This is a genomic window from Oceanobacillus rekensis, from assembly GCF_002153375.1.
GTDB lineage: Bacteria > Bacillota > Bacilli > Bacillales > Amphibacillaceae > Oceanobacillus > Oceanobacillus rekensis.
This window is the reverse complement of the sequence record NZ_MTBQ01000005.1, coordinates 132,956-150,237: the sequence shown is the minus strand read 5'-3', so window position 1 is coordinate 150,237 and position 17,282 is coordinate 132,956. Positions and strand designations below refer to the sequence as shown.

At 37.2% G+C, this 17,282-nt stretch carries 15 protein-coding genes and 1 pseudogene; 12 read left to right on the top strand and 4 right to left on the bottom strand.

The window, feature by feature from the left end; genetic code table 11:
• Positions 1 to 259: 259 nt before the first annotated feature.
• Complete coding sequence (locus tag BV906_RS13770) at positions 260 to 859, bottom strand: dihydrofolate reductase family protein (RefSeq protein ID WP_087974215.1); 600 nt, start codon at positions 857 to 859, stop codon at positions 260 to 262.
• 461 nt (positions 860 to 1,320) lie between these two features.
• On the opposite strand from BV906_RS13770, the gene BV906_RS13765 reads away from it, so the two are divergent.
• The 5 genes from BV906_RS13765 to BV906_RS13745 all read left to right on the top strand — a co-directional run bounded on the left by BV906_RS13765 (position 1,321) and on the right by BV906_RS13745 (position 4,546).
• Entirely contained in the window at positions 1,321 to 1,521 is a 201-nt protein-coding gene (locus BV906_RS13765; protein WP_087974214.1) for a cold-shock protein, read from the top strand.
• 302 nt (positions 1,522 to 1,823) lie between these two features.
• On the top strand, positions 1,824 to 2,012 hold the full coding sequence (locus tag BV906_RS13760) for a hypothetical protein (RefSeq protein WP_087974213.1): 189 nt from the start codon (positions 1,824 to 1,826) through the stop codon (positions 2,010 to 2,012).
• A gap of 365 nt (positions 2,013 to 2,377) precedes the next feature.
• Entirely contained in the window at positions 2,378 to 2,578 is a 201-nt protein-coding gene (gene cspD / locus BV906_RS13755) for a cold-shock protein CspD (protein ID WP_087974202.1), read from the top strand.
• Between the two features lie 832 nt (positions 2,579 to 3,410).
• Positions 3,411 to 3,884, top strand: coding sequence for an excalibur calcium-binding domain-containing protein (locus BV906_RS13750; RefSeq protein ID WP_087974212.1), 474 nt, complete (start codon positions 3,411 to 3,413; stop codon positions 3,882 to 3,884).
• A gap of 56 nt (positions 3,885 to 3,940) precedes the next feature.
• Positions 3,941 to 4,546 (top strand): class D sortase, encoded by a 606-nt coding sequence (locus BV906_RS13745; RefSeq protein ID WP_087974211.1) that lies wholly within the window; start codon positions 3,941 to 3,943, stop codon positions 4,544 to 4,546.
• 353 nt (positions 4,547 to 4,899) lie between these two features.
• Here BV906_RS13745 and BV906_RS13740 read toward each other — a convergent pair whose 3' ends face one another.
• Together BV906_RS13740 and gnd are read right to left on the bottom strand one after the other, a co-directional pair.
• Entirely contained in the window at positions 4,900 to 6,243 is a 1,344-nt protein-coding gene (locus BV906_RS13740) for a GntP family permease (protein ID WP_087974210.1), read from the bottom strand.
• Between the two features lie 22 nt (positions 6,244 to 6,265).
• Positions 6,266 to 7,158, bottom strand: a pseudogene (gene gnd, locus BV906_RS13735) (phosphogluconate dehydrogenase (NAD(+)-dependent, decarboxylating)); the annotation flags it as partial.
• Between the two features lie 223 nt (positions 7,159 to 7,381).
• Between gnd and BV906_RS20275 the strand changes: the two are divergent.
• The 7 genes from BV906_RS20275 (at position 7,382) to cspD (BV906_RS13695) (ending at position 14,953) form a co-directional block, all read left to right on the top strand.
• Positions 7,382 to 7,588 (top strand): MurR/RpiR family transcriptional regulator, encoded by a 207-nt coding sequence (locus tag BV906_RS20275; RefSeq protein ID WP_087974209.1) that lies wholly within the window; start codon positions 7,382 to 7,384, stop codon positions 7,586 to 7,588.
• Between the two features lie 78 nt (positions 7,589 to 7,666).
• The gene (locus tag BV906_RS13725; RefSeq protein ID WP_087974208.1) at positions 7,667 to 8,134 is read left to right on the top strand and encodes a hypothetical protein; all 468 of its coding nucleotides are present in this window, start codon (positions 7,667 to 7,669) and stop codon (positions 8,132 to 8,134) included.
• A gap of 666 nt (positions 8,135 to 8,800) precedes the next feature.
• Positions 8,801 to 11,092, top strand: a complete 2,292-nt coding sequence (locus BV906_RS13715) for a helix-turn-helix domain-containing protein (RefSeq protein WP_087974206.1) — start codon at positions 8,801 to 8,803, stop codon at positions 11,090 to 11,092.
• 543 nt (positions 11,093 to 11,635) lie between these two features.
• Entirely contained in the window at positions 11,636 to 12,673 is a 1,038-nt protein-coding gene (locus BV906_RS13710) for a TRAP transporter substrate-binding protein (RefSeq protein WP_087974205.1), read from the top strand.
• 111 nt (positions 12,674 to 12,784) lie between these two features.
• Positions 12,785 to 13,240, top strand: a complete 456-nt coding sequence (locus BV906_RS13705) for a TRAP transporter small permease (RefSeq protein WP_087974204.1) — start codon at positions 12,785 to 12,787, stop codon at positions 13,238 to 13,240.
• Complete coding sequence (locus BV906_RS13700; RefSeq protein WP_087974203.1) at positions 13,237 to 14,529, top strand: TRAP transporter large permease; 1,293 nt, start codon at positions 13,237 to 13,239, stop codon at positions 14,527 to 14,529. Before BV906_RS13705 ends, BV906_RS13700 begins: the two co-directional genes overlap by 4 nt.
• A 223-nt stretch (positions 14,530 to 14,752) precedes the next feature.
• Positions 14,753 to 14,953 carry a cold-shock protein CspD gene (gene cspD / locus BV906_RS13695; protein WP_087974202.1) on the top strand — a complete coding sequence of 67 codons (201 nt, stop codon included), beginning with the start codon at positions 14,753 to 14,755 and terminating at the stop codon, positions 14,951 to 14,953.
• Between the two features lie 930 nt (positions 14,954 to 15,883).
• Here the strand turns inward: cspD (BV906_RS13695) and BV906_RS13690 are convergent.
• The gene (locus BV906_RS13690; protein WP_087974201.1) at positions 15,884 to 16,843 is read right to left on the bottom strand and encodes a Gfo/Idh/MocA family protein; all 960 of its coding nucleotides are present in this window, start codon (positions 16,841 to 16,843) and stop codon (positions 15,884 to 15,886) included.
• Positions 16,844 to 17,282: the final 439 nt, after the last annotated feature.

The window sequence follows — 17,282 nt, the reverse complement described above, 5'->3', positions numbered from 1 at the left end:
CAACAATAGGTTTGGTAGGTCTTCCCTCTGCATCCTCTCAGGTAGAAAGAGAAATCCCCCCTTCCGTCGATTGCCCATTGAATAACACTCTTAGATATTCCTGTTATTCTTGATAGCTCTGTATCAATGATGTCATTTATTGACTCCAATAGCACATCATCCATCAATGAAAATCGTATTTTTTCAACCACGAATTACACTAAACTCATTTTAGTTACTTTTTAAGTCAAAAAAAGACCGAGTGTCTCTAACACTCAGTCTAATCAAAGGAGATATTTTGGGAAGCGGGCTGATCCCTGTGCAAATGATAAATCATTTGCACAACGCCAGAAGAGAACGTTCTTGTATCAACCATTTTTAAATTCAACCTCTCTTTTATATCAATAAACAACGGTTTCCCTTCTCCCAAAATAACAGGGTGAACAGATAATCTAAATTCATCAACAAGCCCTAAATGGATGAAAGCTGTAATTAGGCTTGATCCACCATAAAGCCAGATGTCTTTACCGGGCTTATTCTTTAGTTCATTTACCTTTTCAAGAATATTATCATTTATGAATATCGCATTATTGTCCGTCCCTTTTTGCGTTCTGGAAAACACATACTTTTCTTTGCTATGAACTAAATCCCACATTACTTTTTCAGTATCATTATCTTCCATTTCCGGAGTAAATTGTCCCCATAAATCATAGCTCTTTCTTCCATATAAGATAGTATCGATTTGATTTAAGAAATTAGTAAAACCCATCTCAGCGTCCATGATGCACCAATCAACCTCACCGTTTTTCCCTTCAATAAAACCATCTAAAGTAACTGCTAAATCTAAAATGACGCTTCTTGGCCTTACGTTATTGGACATGATTCTTCCTCCCTTTAATCCTAAAGATATTTTTTCCCACTACGTTTTATTTACACAGTTTATCATTCAAGGATATGGTCTGTATGCGAAATACTTATCTTGATTGAAACCATTCAAATTTGCCCAGGCAAGTATACCATTGTTAATTCCTGAAAATATGATTTTATCTTTGATCATTCAGAAAGTATGAAGTAGGAAACATTCCGTCATTTTCTGGTAAAAATTATATTAGAGGTTTTACATTTCATTGGCTTTAATCAAAGTAGCATATTAACTTTATAAATGTTTTTAAAAAGTGGTATCTTTTTTGTTGTTATGTGTTATAATAAGATTAACTTATTGATGTTCGGTTTAGCAAAACAAGATATTTGTAAAACTTACTAGTGATTATCATCATCTTGAACTATGATCTTGAACCAAAAAGTAATAAACGTGCTATATAGCACAAAGGAGTTTTTTTAATGAGTAACGGTACAGTAAAATGGTTTAACGCAGACAAAGGTTTCGGTTTTATCGAGGTTGAAGGTGGAGAAGACGTATTCGTACATTTCTCAGCAATTCAAGGCGACGGTTTCAAATCATTAGACGAAGGCCAAGCAGTTTCTTTTGATATTGAAGAAGGTAACCGCGGACCACAAGCAGCTAACGTTGAAAAAGCGTAAGTAAACATAAAAAGCTCTTCTCCTATGAGAAGAGCTTTTTTATTTAAATTTGTTTAGGTGAAAAGATACCCTTTCGTTTCCGTTAATACGGAATTTCCCCTGTATAATAATGGATTTAAATAATAACAGCGACAAAAAATAATGCAACGGTGCTGTCACTAAAAAAGATTATCAGGATTATTTACTCATGAAGTCATTGCACAGAGGTTGTGAAAGCAATTATAAGGAAATAATGCAAGTACACAGTATGAATGCTATACTTACTGAAAAATCGGATACGAAAAAAGGAGTTAACGTAGCAGATGAAATATTATACATCTAACATGAAAAAACTAGTTATGGCCAACGAAGATTTACAAAAAGAGTTAAAGAAAATAATGAAAGAACATGATCTTGAGAAAAGCTATGCGCTTAAGGCCTTGTACCATGCTGAGGTTGCTTCAGGTGGGAAATACCAGGAAGCATATCGGGAACTTGACTCGCCTAAATAGGTTGGTCATTTTTTTATTTGTAAAGTTGAGAATTTAAGTGATTTATATGATCGTTATTGAAAAGCTAGCTGAAACATCAATTTTCAACTTCTATTCTTTAACGTTTTTCATAAAGCGGTGGAATCAGGCATCTGCAGGACACGGTGCCTGTCCCTTTGTCTCACCCCATCATATCCCTCTTTATAAATACTTTTAAAAAAGTGGTATCTTTTTTGTTGTTATGTGTTATAATAAGATTAACTTATTGATGTTCGGTTTAGCAAAACAAGATATTTGTAAAACTTACTAGTGATTATCATCGTCTTGAATTATTATCTTGAACCAAAAAGTAATAAACGTGCTATAAAGCACAGAGGAGTTTTTTAATGAGTAACGGTACAGTAAAATGGTTTAACGCAGACAAAGGTTTCGGTTTTATCGAGGTTGAAGGTGGAGATGACGTATTCGTACATTTCTCAGCAATTCAAGGCGACGGTTTCAAATCATTAGATGAAGGCCAAGCAGTTTCTTTTGAAATTGAAGAAGGTAACCGCGGACCACAAGCAACAAACGTTGAAAAAGCGTAAGTAAACATTATGAAAGCTCTTCTCTTATGAGAAGAGCTTTTTTAGTTTTAGTTTGTTTAAGTGAAATGGTTCCCTTTTTTGTTTCCGTTGGTTGGTCAACCGCCCACTGCAATACATGAGTAACTACGATTATAATAATAGCAATATTCTTAAACAACATCTATGAATAAAGATAGACCACTAACTAATGAACCTTCTACTCTTCAAAATTGTGGGCTTTAGCATATTAAAGTATTGGGGATTGACCTGCCAGCATCCGGAAGCCCAACAATACTTACCCCTCCACACCGGTAGTAATTGCACCTCCTCATGTACTCGGGTATCTCTCTATTCCGTTTAACCCAATACTAGATACAGTCGTCACCATTGTCCTCCCCTATCATTTCTTTTACCTTAAAACAGCTATAAGTTAATCGAAACCTAATGCCTTTGTCAAAATGCCAAAATCTCAAAATAGAATTGAATTAGGTCAGCAATTTTCAATTTTATATAATTGGAAATTGTATTTTAGAGCCAGCCACTTACGCTATAATTCATTTTTTAGGTAAAAAATACCGAGTATCTCTAACACTCGCCGCCTCACCCATGGAAATATTCTGGGACACGGTGCCTGTCCCTGTGTCTCTCCCCGTGTCCTTCCGACAAATTGGGAGAAATAGAGTTCATTTATGAGCTAATAAAGCATTTTCTTACTTCATTTGTCAGATAATTTTGTATAATAATATTCAGTATGTTACAATAATTGTAGTTACATAGATGGTAGATTTTGTAAATAATAGAATCATCTTGTAACTACTGTTTTTTAAAACACATACTAGGAGGGATTAACAAAATGAAAGGGACACGTTTAACTTTAGCAGTTTTGCTTTCCGTTCTTTTTATGTTCGGTACAGCTCCATCGGTCTTTGCCAATGACAATCTGAACTGCGACGATTTTGACACGCAACCAGAAGCACAGGCACATTTCGATGCGGATACAAATGATCCGGATGGTTTGGATAGAGATAAAGATGGAATTGCTTGTGAGAATCTTCCGGATGGAGATTCTACCGCTTCAAGCAATGACGATGCATCCGAAGAAAATACGGATGAATCGGCTGAAGCATCAGAGGACGCATCAACCGATGAATCTGCTTCCTCCGAAGAAGTTACATCATCCGATGATGCTGCAACGTCAGATGAATCAACATCGTCTGAGGAACAGGGCGGCGAGCTGCCAGATACTGCAACAGCGTTACCGCTTGGTATTCTGGGCGGTTTAGGCACTATGGCACTTGGTGCACTTGGTTTGCGCAAGCGTCAGTAAAACTTAGGCAGGCGATCTAATCGTCTGCCTTTGTCTCATGTAAGGAGGAAAGACCAATGATCCGTAAATTATCGCTACTCTTGTTTGTAATTGGATTCATTGTTGTTACTTATAACGGTTGGAATTATTTTCAGGCGACACAGTCGGTTCAGAAAATACCGGATAAGGTTGAAGCTGCAGCCGTTGATGTAACAGAAAAGAATATACCAGAAGTAAGTGAAGTGACAGTCGATCCACTAACACACAATTTTGATATAGAAACAGGCTCAGAGGTAGCGGCCCTGGATATTCCGGCTATGGACAAGCGTTTCACAACGTATTGGGGAGCGGATGAGCGTACCCTCGATCAAGGCATTGGGATGTATGTGAGTGAGTGGACAACGGTTCCAAATCGCGAAGGTGGTCATACAGTACTCTCCGGTCATCGGGATACCGTCTTTACCGGTCTAGATGAGCTAGGTCAAGGTGATACACTAGAATTGCATTATAACGGTGAAACCTTTAAATATGAAATCAATGAGACTTGGATTACCGATGCAGATGATCGGACGGTTATTGTCGAAAAAGAGGAGCCAACATTGACACTGACGACGTGTTATCCATTTGACTTTATCGGGTATGCACCTGATCGTTATATTGTACAGGCTACTTTGGTCGAGTAACTGGATGGTTAAATCTACTCTATTTTCTATAGCTGTTGGTAGTGTATGAGTGGAAACTTATCATGCATAAGATGGAGGTCTCCCCCATTGCCTTGCATCAATGGATCCAAAGTCCAAAAATATGTTAACAATCAGTTTTAGTATTGAAATTTAAAAGTGGGAACGTGGTCTTATATAGACCCTGTTCCCACTTTTCTCATATTATTTTTCAAAAAATATAAGCTTACTACTTCTTTTGTGGCTTGTTGATATTTTTCCCCTATTATTTTTAGTTTTAATAAAGACCAAGTGTCTCTAACACTTGGTCCAATCAAATAGAAATTTCGGGACAAGGTGTCTGTCCCCTTGTCTCACTATGAAATAAACAATCCAAGTCCAAGAGCAACACCCAATCCGACAAGACCGATAAGTGTTTCCATAACTGTCCATGTTTTTAGTGTATCTTTTACATCCAGACCAAAGTATCGGTTTACTAACCAGAATCCAGAATCGTTGACATGGGATAGAACGGTTGCACCAGCGGCAATTGCGATAACGATTAGACCTAAAACTGGACCTTCCATTCCTAAAATGTCGATAACTGGTGAGATTAACCCCGCCGCTGTTACCATGGATACTGTTGCCGATCCTTGTGCAACCCGAACAACAGCTGCGATAAGGAAGGCGAGTAAGATTGGTGGTAGTGAGGAACCTGCCATCATTTGACCAAGAACCTCCCCAACACCAGAATCAATTAATACCTGTTTGAACACACCACCAGCACCAGTAACTAAAATAATGATACCAGCTGGTTCCAATGCCTTCGTTGCTATATCTTGAACTTCTTGTTTAGTATAGCCTCTTCTTGTTCCTAATAGCTTAAACGTTAATAATGTAGCAATAATCAACGCCACAATTGGATTACCAATAAATGTTGTGATTTCCCTTACGATATGGCCTTCTGCAAATATCACAGTAGATAACGTATTGATTAAAATAAGTACTAATGGAACTAAAATAATTCCTGCAATCATTTTAAAGCCTGGCAAATCTTTGTCGTATTCTTTTTCTTCAAAATTCATATAATCTGGTACGGTTATATGTATTTTGTTAGCAATATACTTTCCAAAAAGCGGACCAGCAATGATCATGGATGGAATACCGGCAAGAATACCGAATAGAATAACCCATCCTAGCTCTGCACCAATAAGATCAGCTACGGCAATAGGTCCAGGGGTTGGCGGAATGTAACTGTGTGTAACTGCTAAACCAGCCAACAATGGAACACCATAGTACAATAAAGATTTTCCAGTCTTTTTCGCTAAACCATATACAATAGGAACTAAAATAATAAAACCAACATCAAAGAAAACTGGTATCGCGACTAAGAATCCGGCTATCCCTAGAGCCCACTGGGAGCGCTCTTCTCCAAATTTTTGAAGCAAAGTTTGTGCTAATCGTTCGACACCACCTGAAACTTCAAGCATTTTCCCAAACATCGCACCTAAACCAACGACGATAGCAACAAAACCTAATGTGCCACCCATGCCGCTTTCTACCGATGTAATTACTTCATCAAGCGGCATGCCTGCTGCAATACCGACGAGTAAACTGACTAGCATTAAAGATACAAATGCATGCAGCTTTGTTCGAATGACTAAATATAATAGACCAAAAATACCTGCTACTGCTATTAAAATCAACATGGTTGATGACATTATGTTTTCCCCCTAGATTGTCTTGTTTTTCTACAGCATGTCCGCCAAATTGATTGCGTAATGCAGCTACTACTTTCCTGCTAAATGTATCTGTCTCCTAAGAACGATTTCGCATAATTAATGGTAAGGCAATGATTGGTGCTGCCACTTGCAAATCCAATGCCGTTTCAACGGTCCAATTCCCTTAACTAGAAGCATGCATGACACCTTTTATTTCATCTAGACGAGCATCCTTTGAAAATACACTCTCCATTAATTCCATTAACCATAGACGGATAACCGGACCATTATTCCAAATCTTTGCCACCTGTTCATAGTCATAATCCAACTCACTTTTTTCGAGAATTTCGAACCCTTCCGCAATGGCTTGCACCATACCATGTTCAATGCCATTGAGAACCATTTTTAAAAATTGACCGCTTCCTGATTTCCTGCTTATAGGTAACCGCTTTCAGTACGTGTGTCAGAAAAAAGTTTTTCCACATGTTTGAATACATTCTCTTTTCCACCTATCATCTTACATGCTCCATTTCTTGCACCTTCCATACCACCGCTTGTATCTACACCTAAGTAATGGATACCTTTTTCTTAAGGCTGTTGCGCACGTTTAATCACACCTATGTAGTCGGAATTTCCTCCATCGATTAGAATAACACCGGCTTGCATCTATCTAATCAATTTAGTTATAACTTTTTCTGTTTCCTCTCCGGCAGGAACCATCATCCAAAGATTTCTTGGTGATTCCAGATGATAGATTACATCTGGAAGAGAATCCACAGTGGAAGCACCGTATTCCTTTGCTATTTACATCGATGTTTCCGACAAATCAAATCCAACCCTTCCATGGCCATGATCAATTAAATTATAGGTTAAGTATAATTCCATTTTACCTAACCCTATCATTGCTAGTTTCATAGGCATATCCCCCTGATTCATTGAGAACTAGTATATACAAGTTGTATTGCAAAACTATCATACTTGAAAATTGTTTCCTATGCAACCGTTTCCGCGGATCTTTTTTTATTTGTATCTGCATTAAAAATCTCTTTTCTCTTTAGTCTGTTTCATATTATGATAGGTATAGCCATTTGAAATAGGGGTGGTCGATATGGATGTAGGAGAGATGTAACATTGTCTCATACAAATTCGTTCCAACTATAATTCGTTTAATGAGACCGAGCAGAAAATTGCAAATTATATTCTAAACCAGCCACAGCGGATAGTGAATTGTACTATTAATGAGGTTGCTGATGAGATAGGTATTGCAGTTTCCACTGTTTTCGATTTTGTAAGAAAATTGGCTTGGCGTGCCTTCCCGCTGAATAACACTTTTAACCCTAAATAACGGAGAGCGGAAACGTTAATAAAGTCGCTTGGTTTACCATATTCTTTAATATGCGATTTATCGAAGGGGAAGTTAAACATGAGGAAGCGGTCTAAATTAAAATATTTTTTTATCGCTGCTTTTGCCATCGTTGTGTGTCTTGTAATCTTCGTTTTTCAATTGACATTGTTTTCTCCAAGCCAGCAAGCAAAAAATATAGTTAATGAGTTTTATAGCTATGAACAGAAGGCTGCTTTTAATGAATCCTGGGGGTTACTCCATCCCTACATGAAAGAGAGATGGAGTAAAACAGCTTACTTAACAGATCGAGCACATGTTTTTATGGGACACTTTGGCGTGGAAACCTTTGAATTTGCAATTGAGGATGTTGGAAAGGCAGACATTTGGAAAATGACGGAGGATTCACCATCCTTAAAGGAAGTTTATATATTCAATGTGATCCAATCGTATCAAGGGAAATATGGGAATTTCCATTTTTCACAGGCGGTGTATGTTGTAAACACAAAAGATTCTTGGAAAATCCTATGGGACTATAATGGAGGATAGGGACACGGGGACAGGCACCTTGTCCCCCCCTAACGAATGGTTAAATCTATTCTCTATAGCTATTGGTAGTGTAAGATTAAAACTGATAATGCCTGAAAAAAAGCCGAACGTGATGGAGGTCTCCCCCATTGCCTTGCATCAATGGATCCAAAGTCCAAAAAAATGTTAACAATCAGTCTAAGTATTGAAATTAAAAAGTGGGAACATGGTCTTATATAGACCCTGTTCCCACTTTTTCCATATTATTTTTCTGAAAATATATATATGTTTACTTTCCTTCTTTTATGGCTTGTTGATGGCCATATTTCCCTCAAACTCTGTCCCCTTTCTCTTAGGTATTAAATCCGGTGAGGGTTCAGGCTCCTGCATTCTTCAAGGAATATAAAAAATCCATGCAATACTTAGAAATCCTAGCTCAGGATGATTCTCATAATCCTGGGCGATTTCTACATGAATTCTTTTGTATAACTGGTATTAGATACAATCTACCACTCCTTAAGGACAACGTAACACCCTCATTTTATCTGAGTCTACCTTATAGGGATAATCTCACTAGCCCTGGATTCCGGGACACGGTGCCTGTCCCCTTGTCTCAAAATCTGCTATTATAAAGTTACTATCCATTAATGGGACAAACCTGTTCCTATGTACCGGGGGTGAGAGTAATTGTTTAAGAGTGTTTTTTTTCGCTATTTTATTATCCTTATTATTTTGTTTAGTGCGGTTATTTTGACTACAAATATTGTTATTTACAATCAAGCGTCTTCGATCATAAAAAATAATGTTCATGATGCTCGGGTTGATTTACTGAATCAATATAAACATATGATGAATGTCATGATTAATGAAACACGAGAGGTTATGGAGCAAACGGCATTTAACTCGGATATAAATGACTTTATTATGACAACGCTTACTGAAGATAATCAAGAAATGGAAAATGTTACAAATGTACAGCGTCGACTAAGGAATTTGGCAGATTCAAATCAAATTATCATATCAGCCTATGTTTATTCTACTGAAAAAGATAAAATTATAAGTTCGAATGAGCAAATCTATGCGGTTGCGGATTTCTATGATACTGATTGGCTGGAGTTTTATAATGATGATCTAGTTGGTACGCATATAATGGAAACAAGGGAAATTACCGATGGTTATGGAAATGATTTTAATGCGATGACACTTATTCATCACCTTCCATATAACTCCTTCGAAAAGAATGGAGCAATCGTTGTAAATATAAATGCCGATCAGCTTTATAAACGAATGGTTGGAGCGAATAATGACTCGGACGGCCTCTTCTATATTATGAATCGTGAAGGAGAAGTCATTTTACATCCAAATAGACAGATGCTCTACACAAATATTGAAGACGAAGACATTTCGATGTCCATTTTTAATAATAATACGGATTTCTTTGTTGAGAAAACAAATAAAGGAGAGCAGCTATACACGTACATTACGTCGATGATGAATAATTGGAAATACGTTTATGAAATATCAATAGATGATTTAAATGGTGTGGTGAGTAAAATTACGACAATCGTCTTTTCCATTATTTTAGTTGCTCTTTTATTCAGCATTAGTTTGGCGTATTTATTGACAAGGTATGTAAGTAACCCGATAAAAAAACTTGTCGAAATAGTTCCTGGATCAAGGAAGAAGTATGATAAGGAACAATACAGAGATGAGTACGATTATCTGGATAATGTGTATCATGATATCATCAGTGATAATAAAAATATGGAAACCGTAATTGCCGAAACAAAGCCGGTTATCAAGGAAAAATTGCTGGATAACTTGCTGACAAATAAGAAAATCAGCAACGAGGAAGTGGATAAAAAGCTTCATCTACTAAATATCCAATTTAACGAGCGATATTATATTGTATTAACGGCACAAATTGATGATTATAATCGTTTCTATCAAAATAGGGATGAATTAGAAAGCAGCTTGCATAAGGGTAGGCTTACAAGTTTAATAGAAGAAACGATTAATCAGCTCTTTCATTCCATGTCTGGGGAGACAGAAACAGACAAGATAGCTGTTATCATCAATTATCCAGAGGAAATTAATACGATTGATATGAATGAGCGACTTGTGAAGCTCATGCAAGATTTGCAAAAGAAAGTTGCCGATCGTTTCCCATTTACCATTACGATTGGTTTAGGACGAGCGTATCCAACTATTTTCCAGGTTAAAAAATCATATGAGGAATCAATACGTGCATTAGAATATAAATTTTATCAAGGAAAAGACCAAATTATTAATGTGGATGATGTTGAAATCACGTCGAATGAGTTGTACTACTATAATAATGATCATGTGAAAAAACTGATCAATAATATGAAAACAGCAAATAAATCCGGGATTGAGAAAGAATTAGACGCCCTATTCCAGGATATTACAGACAATGGGACGATTCCATATGAGCAAATTAATCAATTGTTTTTGCAATTAATTAGTTCCATTATTGAATTGCTGATTGATCAGAACATTGATATAAAGGAATTGTTTGGTTCAGATTATACGATCTATGACGATTATAACCAAAAAGAGACCCTCCATGATATTAAGAAATTTTTCATCATGATTACGGATTCGGTTGAAAAAGAGATTAGTAAACGTAACAGTGCTAAATCTCCGGATACATCAAAAAAAATACTAGAGTATATTGATGCTAATTTCCATCATGATATGGCTTTACAAGATGTTGCCGATTGGATCGGGATGAGTACGAATTACACGAGCAAAATTATTAAAGATACGTCTGGAAAAAGTTTTTTGGAATACTTAAATATGAAGCGAATCGAAAAAGCGAAGCAATTATTAAGTAGTACCAAACTGACAATTAAAGAAATTGGGTTTCGAATTGGGTTCAATAGTATCCAAAGTTTCATGCGTGTGTTTAAAAAATATGAAGGTATTACACCGGGACAATATCGAGATCGCGACTAATTGTTAAAGGGTTCCGTTTTGTGGAGCATATAAATGACCGACCAAATGACGTATGAATTGGCATACCTCATTTGGTCGGTTATATCAATGCTTACTGGTTAAATTAGGCTAATTTTCACCGAATATCCTTGTTCGGTCACTCATCTGCCTTATGAGTCACCTTTCATTTGTATTTTTTCCTTGTTCGGTCACTCATCTGCCTAATGAATCACCTTTCATTTGTATTTTTGCCTTGTTCGGTCACTCATCTGCTCTATGAGTGACCATTTCCTTGCTATTTGCCATTTTAACGGTCAATTTAATGTCATTTGAGTTGTGTTTTTGAAAAGCCTCAAAACGGAACCCTTCACCTAATTGTCCCTGTCTTTTATTAATGAAACCGTTGCAATCCCTGTGTTGAAGGCGTGATGAACAAATTCCACACCAGATGAACAATAACCGCACTGTTCATTCAAATTGTAAATTGTTAATTTACATGAAAGCACTTCCATTATACATTTGAAAGCGTAAACAATATCACAAAAAGAAAAGGGGAGAAGCAATATGTTTAACAACAAAAAAATATTAATCGTAATGATGCTATTATCTGTTATTACCTTATTAGCAGCATGCTCTGGTGATTCGGAGACAAGTGATGCAGAAAATGGGGATGGAGAAACATCAGGGGAAACCATTGAATTAAAGTATGCAGAAGTAAATCCTGAAGGGCATCCAATGACAGATGCTGCTGAAAAGTTCGCTGAAATAGTAAATGAAAAAAGTGATGGAAGAATTTCAATCAATGTATATCCAGCAGGACAGCTTGGAAATGAAACAGAAAATATGGAAGGATTGCAAATGGGTTCGATTGATTTTATGCGAGCAAACCCAAGTGTGATTGCAAACTTTGGTATAGAGAAAATGAATGTACTATCTCTACCATTTATTTTTGAAGGTCGCGAACATTTATGGAACGTACTTGATAGCGATATCGGGGATGAACTGAAGGAAGATATTAATTCAAGTGATACTGGTTTCCAGACAGTCATGTTTGTCGAAGAAGGGGCAAGGAATTTCTTCTTTACAGATAAAGTGGTGAAAACACCAGCAGATATGGAAGGAATTAAAGTAAGAGTACAGGAAAATGAACTCATGGTGGATCTTGTAGAGGCACTTGGAGCATCTCCAACACCAGTCTCTTATAGTGAATTATATAGTGCTTTGCAAACAGGAATTGTAGAAGGTGCTGAGAACCCACCAGCAGCATATTTAGCGAATGCTTTTTATGAAGTAGCAGATAAATTAACTCTGAATCAGCATGTGTTCGCACCAAACTTTATCTTAACTTCCAGTAATACATGGGATGAGCTAAGTGAAGCAGATCAGGAGCTATTGTTTGAAGCAGGTAAAGAAACCGAATCATTTGTAAAAGAAATTGCACAAATTGCAGATGATGAAGCACTCGCTGAACTAGAGGAAAATGGTGTAGAAATTACAGAAATCGACGATCCTCAAGCTTGGCAAGATGCCGTTCAGCCATTGTATGAAAAACATGGTGCGGGATATGAAGAACTTATCGAACGAATTATAGAAACAGAGTAATTTCAGTTTTTGGGAACAAGGGATAGATGAAATCATTCCTTGTTTCCTCCTTTTATTTAGGTTCTACAGAAGAAACATTTTTACATACATGACTTCGTGGAGGTGGTTGGGATGAAAATAACATTTGCTAATTTTAATCTTGTAATCGAAAAGATCTGTAATAGTTTATTGGTACTGATGACATTGATTGTAACGTATGTTGTGTTTATGCGCTATGTCATGAATGATACCCCAGTTTGGGGAGAGGAATTGGTAAGGTTATTTCTAGTCTGGATGACATTCCTCGGTGCAAGCTTAGGTTTAAGGGATGATACACATATTCGCTTGAATGCGATTGATGAGTTTCTTTCCCCAGCATTCCGGAAAATATTCGATTGGTTTGCAATCATTGTTCTCTTCTTATTTTCTCTTTTTATGGTGATTGAAGGAACAAAAATGACCATGCTGAGTATGGGGAGCAGTATGCCTGGACTCGGTATTCAAACTGCATGGCTTGTAGCGATATTCCCGATTTCTGGTTTATTGAATATGGTCCAGCTCATCTATAAAGGGAGGCAATTAAAATGAGTGTAGAAGCAATCGGTGCGATTATTTTAATAGGTAGCTTTTTATTATTGATTCTACTGAGGATACCAATCGCCTATGCACTTGGAATTTCCTCTGTTATGACAGCAATGTACTTGCAATTGCCGCTTACACAAATTGTACAATCCATGGTCAATGGCGCGAATGTCTTTTCCTTGCTCGCAGTTCCCTTCTTTATTTTAGCTGGTGAATTGATGAGTCGCGGTGGGATTTCTGATCGATTGATAGGATTTGCAAAATTATTTGTCGGCAGAATTAGAGGTGGACTTGGACAAGTAAACATTTTAACGAGTACTTTTTTCGGTGGAATCTCCGGGTCATCAGCGGCTGATACAGCATCACTTGGTCCTGTATTGATTCCAATGATGAAAAAGGAAGGCTTTGACACGAAAACAGCTACATCGATTACGATGGCGAGCTCGGTACAAGCCATTTTAATTCCACCAAGTCATAATATGATTATTTATTCATTAGCTGCAGGTGGTGTATCCATTGGTGGTCTATTCTTGGCAGGTTTAGTACCTGGGATTTTATTAGCACTTATACTGATGATTTATACCTTTATTATTTCCGTTAAACGAAAATATCCAAAAGCAGAAAATGTTGGTAAAAAACATTATTGGAAAACAATCGGTAGCGCATTCTGGGGATTAATCACTATTTTGATTATTGTCTTTGGTGTGGTCAGTGGTATCTTCACCGCAACAGAATCCGCAGCAATAGCTGCTGTATACGCGTTTATCGTTACATTTTTCATTTACAAAGATATATCGATTAAACAATTTGGTTCGATTTTAGATAAAGCACTAAGAACGATTTCCATGGTAATGATTTTAATCGCAACCTCAAATGCATTTGGTTGGTTGTTAACGTATGTACGCATACCAAAGCTCGTTTCCGAGGGGATTATGGGTATAACGGAAAATCGAGTTATGATTATGTTGTTGGTTCTTCTTATTCTTTTACTACTTGGTATGGTTATGGATATGGCAGCGATTATTCTAATTGCAACGCCGATTTTCTTACCAATCGCCACGTCAATTGGTTTTGACCCCATTCACTTTGGGATTATTATGATGCTAACACTTGGACTTGGGATTGTAACCCCACCAGTAGGTCTGACATTATTTATCGGTAGTGCGATCTCAGGAGAAAAAATAGGAAGCCTATCAAAAAGCATGATTCCATTTTACGTCCTGTTTCTTATCGCGATACTTATCATTACCTTTATTCCGAAGATAACGATGTTCTTGCCAGAGATGTTGATGTAGGGACATAGGGGACAGGCACCGTGTCCCACTAACCTTCACTCGTATCCATCATTATAAATATTTTAATAATTACTATTATGTGTTATAATAAGATTAACTTATTGATGTTCGGTTTAGCAAAACAAGATATTTGTAAAACTTACTAGTGATTATCATCATCTTGAACTATGATCTTGAACCAAAAAGTAATAAACGTGCTATAAAGCACAGAGGAGTTTTTTTAATGAGTAACGGTACAGTAAAATGGTTTAACGCAGACAAAGGTTTCGGTTTTATCGAGGTTGAAGGTGGAGATGACGTATTCGTACATTTCTCAGCAATTCAAGGCGACGGTTTCAAATCATTAGATGAAGGCCAAGCAGTTTCTTTTGAAATTGAAGAAGGTAACCGCGGACCACAAGCAACAAACGTTGAAAAAGCGTAAGTAAACATTATGAAAGCTCTTCTCTTATGAGAAGAGCTTTTTTAGTTTGCAATTAGTTTTAGTATTGAAATTTAAAAGTGGGAACGTGGTCTTATAAAGATCCTGTTCCCACTTTTCCCTTATTATTTCTTCAAAAAATATATAAGGTGACTCCTTCTTTTGCGGCTTGTTGATGGCTATATCCCCTGCAAACCTTTTCTTTTAGATAGATAAAAGCCGGCGAGGGTCAGGCTCCTGCATTCTTCAAGGGATATCAAAAATCCATGCAATACATAAAAATCTAAGCTTAGCTTGATTCTCATAATCCTGAGCGATTTCTTCTTGAATTCTTTTGTATAACGGTTATTAGACACAACCCACCACTCCTTTAGGAAAACATAACATCCTCATTTGATCTGGAGTCTACCTTATAGGGATAATCTCACAGCACCTGCATGAAGGATATTTCTTGGGACACATTGTCTGTCCCCTTGTCCCCGTTGAACATCCTAACGATATCAGGTATAATATTTTTATATAAAGCATAAAATAAAAAAAGGCAGAGTGCGACGAACACTCCACCTAAGCAACAAACATGCCGCATGAAGAGCGGCTGACTAGTGTATACGTTGTTTTTTAAAAAGAAGTAATTACCCTACACTTAATCAGAGCGGTGGGTAGCTACTTCTTTTTTCTATTGGTGACAACAGCGATAACTGTTACAACTGTTGTTAATGTTTGTAACCAAAAAAATGCCAAATTGAAATAGCATATTCATTGCTTCGTAAGTCACCATAATAACACCCCCCTTTCTTACAGGGAGTGCCAACCGCCCATCCGCTTCATGTAGTTACTATAATAACAATATTATCTGTATTCTTAAAAAAACTCCTAAAAATTTGGACTAACTTGAGCGCTGGGGAACAAGGGGACAGGTGCAGCCCTTGTCCCCTAAAACTGTTCCATAACCATATTCGTTCTAGCACCGGAAACTCCTGTACTTGGGCACTTATCACTTTGACCTGTCAATTCAGCCACAATCGTTTCTACAAGAGGTTGATGCACATGCTGCGGTATGTCAAAGGCGAATTCCTTTGTTCCATCCATCGTAGTTAAAACAACCGGCTCATTTCCTGTGGTGGAGAAAGTTATTTTTCCTTTGCTTCCAATGATTTCATTTTTATCTACATTGTCATAAGCAGTAAAACACCAATTTCCCATACCATGGATACCAGATTCAAATAAATAGGCACCCGTTACAATATCTTCCACTTCATAATTTCCTGCTTGGTTGGCCGTAAAACCTTTTATTTCCTTAATAGGACCGAGTAGAAAGTCTAAGATATCTAACGTATGACTACCCACATCGAAGAACAGCCCTCCACCAGATATTTCAGGTTTAACCCTCCAAGAATCCTTTAAGTCTTCCATTGGTTTTTGATACTGTGTCGTTGATACAAAGCGAACGTCTCCGATTGCATGATTATCCAATAACTCTTTTATCTTCACAAATCGAGGCATTGCTCGGCGGTAGTATGCAACATATAAAGGAACACCCGCTTCTTTACACGCAGCAATCATTTCATTACATTCCTCTATATTGAGTGCCATCGGTTTTTCTACATAGATTGGTTTGCCCGCTTTTGCTACTTTAATTGTATATTCTTTATGAGAACTTGGTGGTGTTGCAATATAGACAGCATCTACTGCCGAATCATTAATTAATGCATCGGCATCATCGTACCACTTCGGCACACCATGTCTTTCTGCATAATCCTTTGCAAGTTTGCCATTTCTACGCATCACGGCGACTAGCTCTGAATTTTTGCTTTTTTGAAATGCTGGTCCACTCTTCACTTCTGTCACATCACCACATCCGATAATTCCCCAACGAACCTTTTCTAATTTCATCGTTTGATTTCCCTCTCTTTTACAACGATTTGTTTTTTCTGGTGTTAGATAGTCTTTTTAATAAAAAATAATTAATTTTCGTTTAATTTTAGAGAGATGTCTTTGTAGGCATCCCGCTATTGCGGATTATTACAGATCATTAATTTTTTGTCGCATCTGTTCTGCCCAAGGTTTTTTCTGTTCGTTCTTTAAAGATCGTCCATCGCATCCATCGTATCCTGTCTGAACGCATAGCTAGGTTTGGGTTACAGTTAAACCTTCTTGTATGTCGTGGAGCTGGCACCTGCATTCCAAATGCTTCACCGAAATATCCGTAAAGCCCAACAATTTATAGCCCTTTGACCCCTAGTCACTTGATTCGGATTCCCTCTATTATTCTCTTAACTTAATACTAGTCACAACCGTTGCTTATGTCAAAATCCTAAAACCTAATAAACGA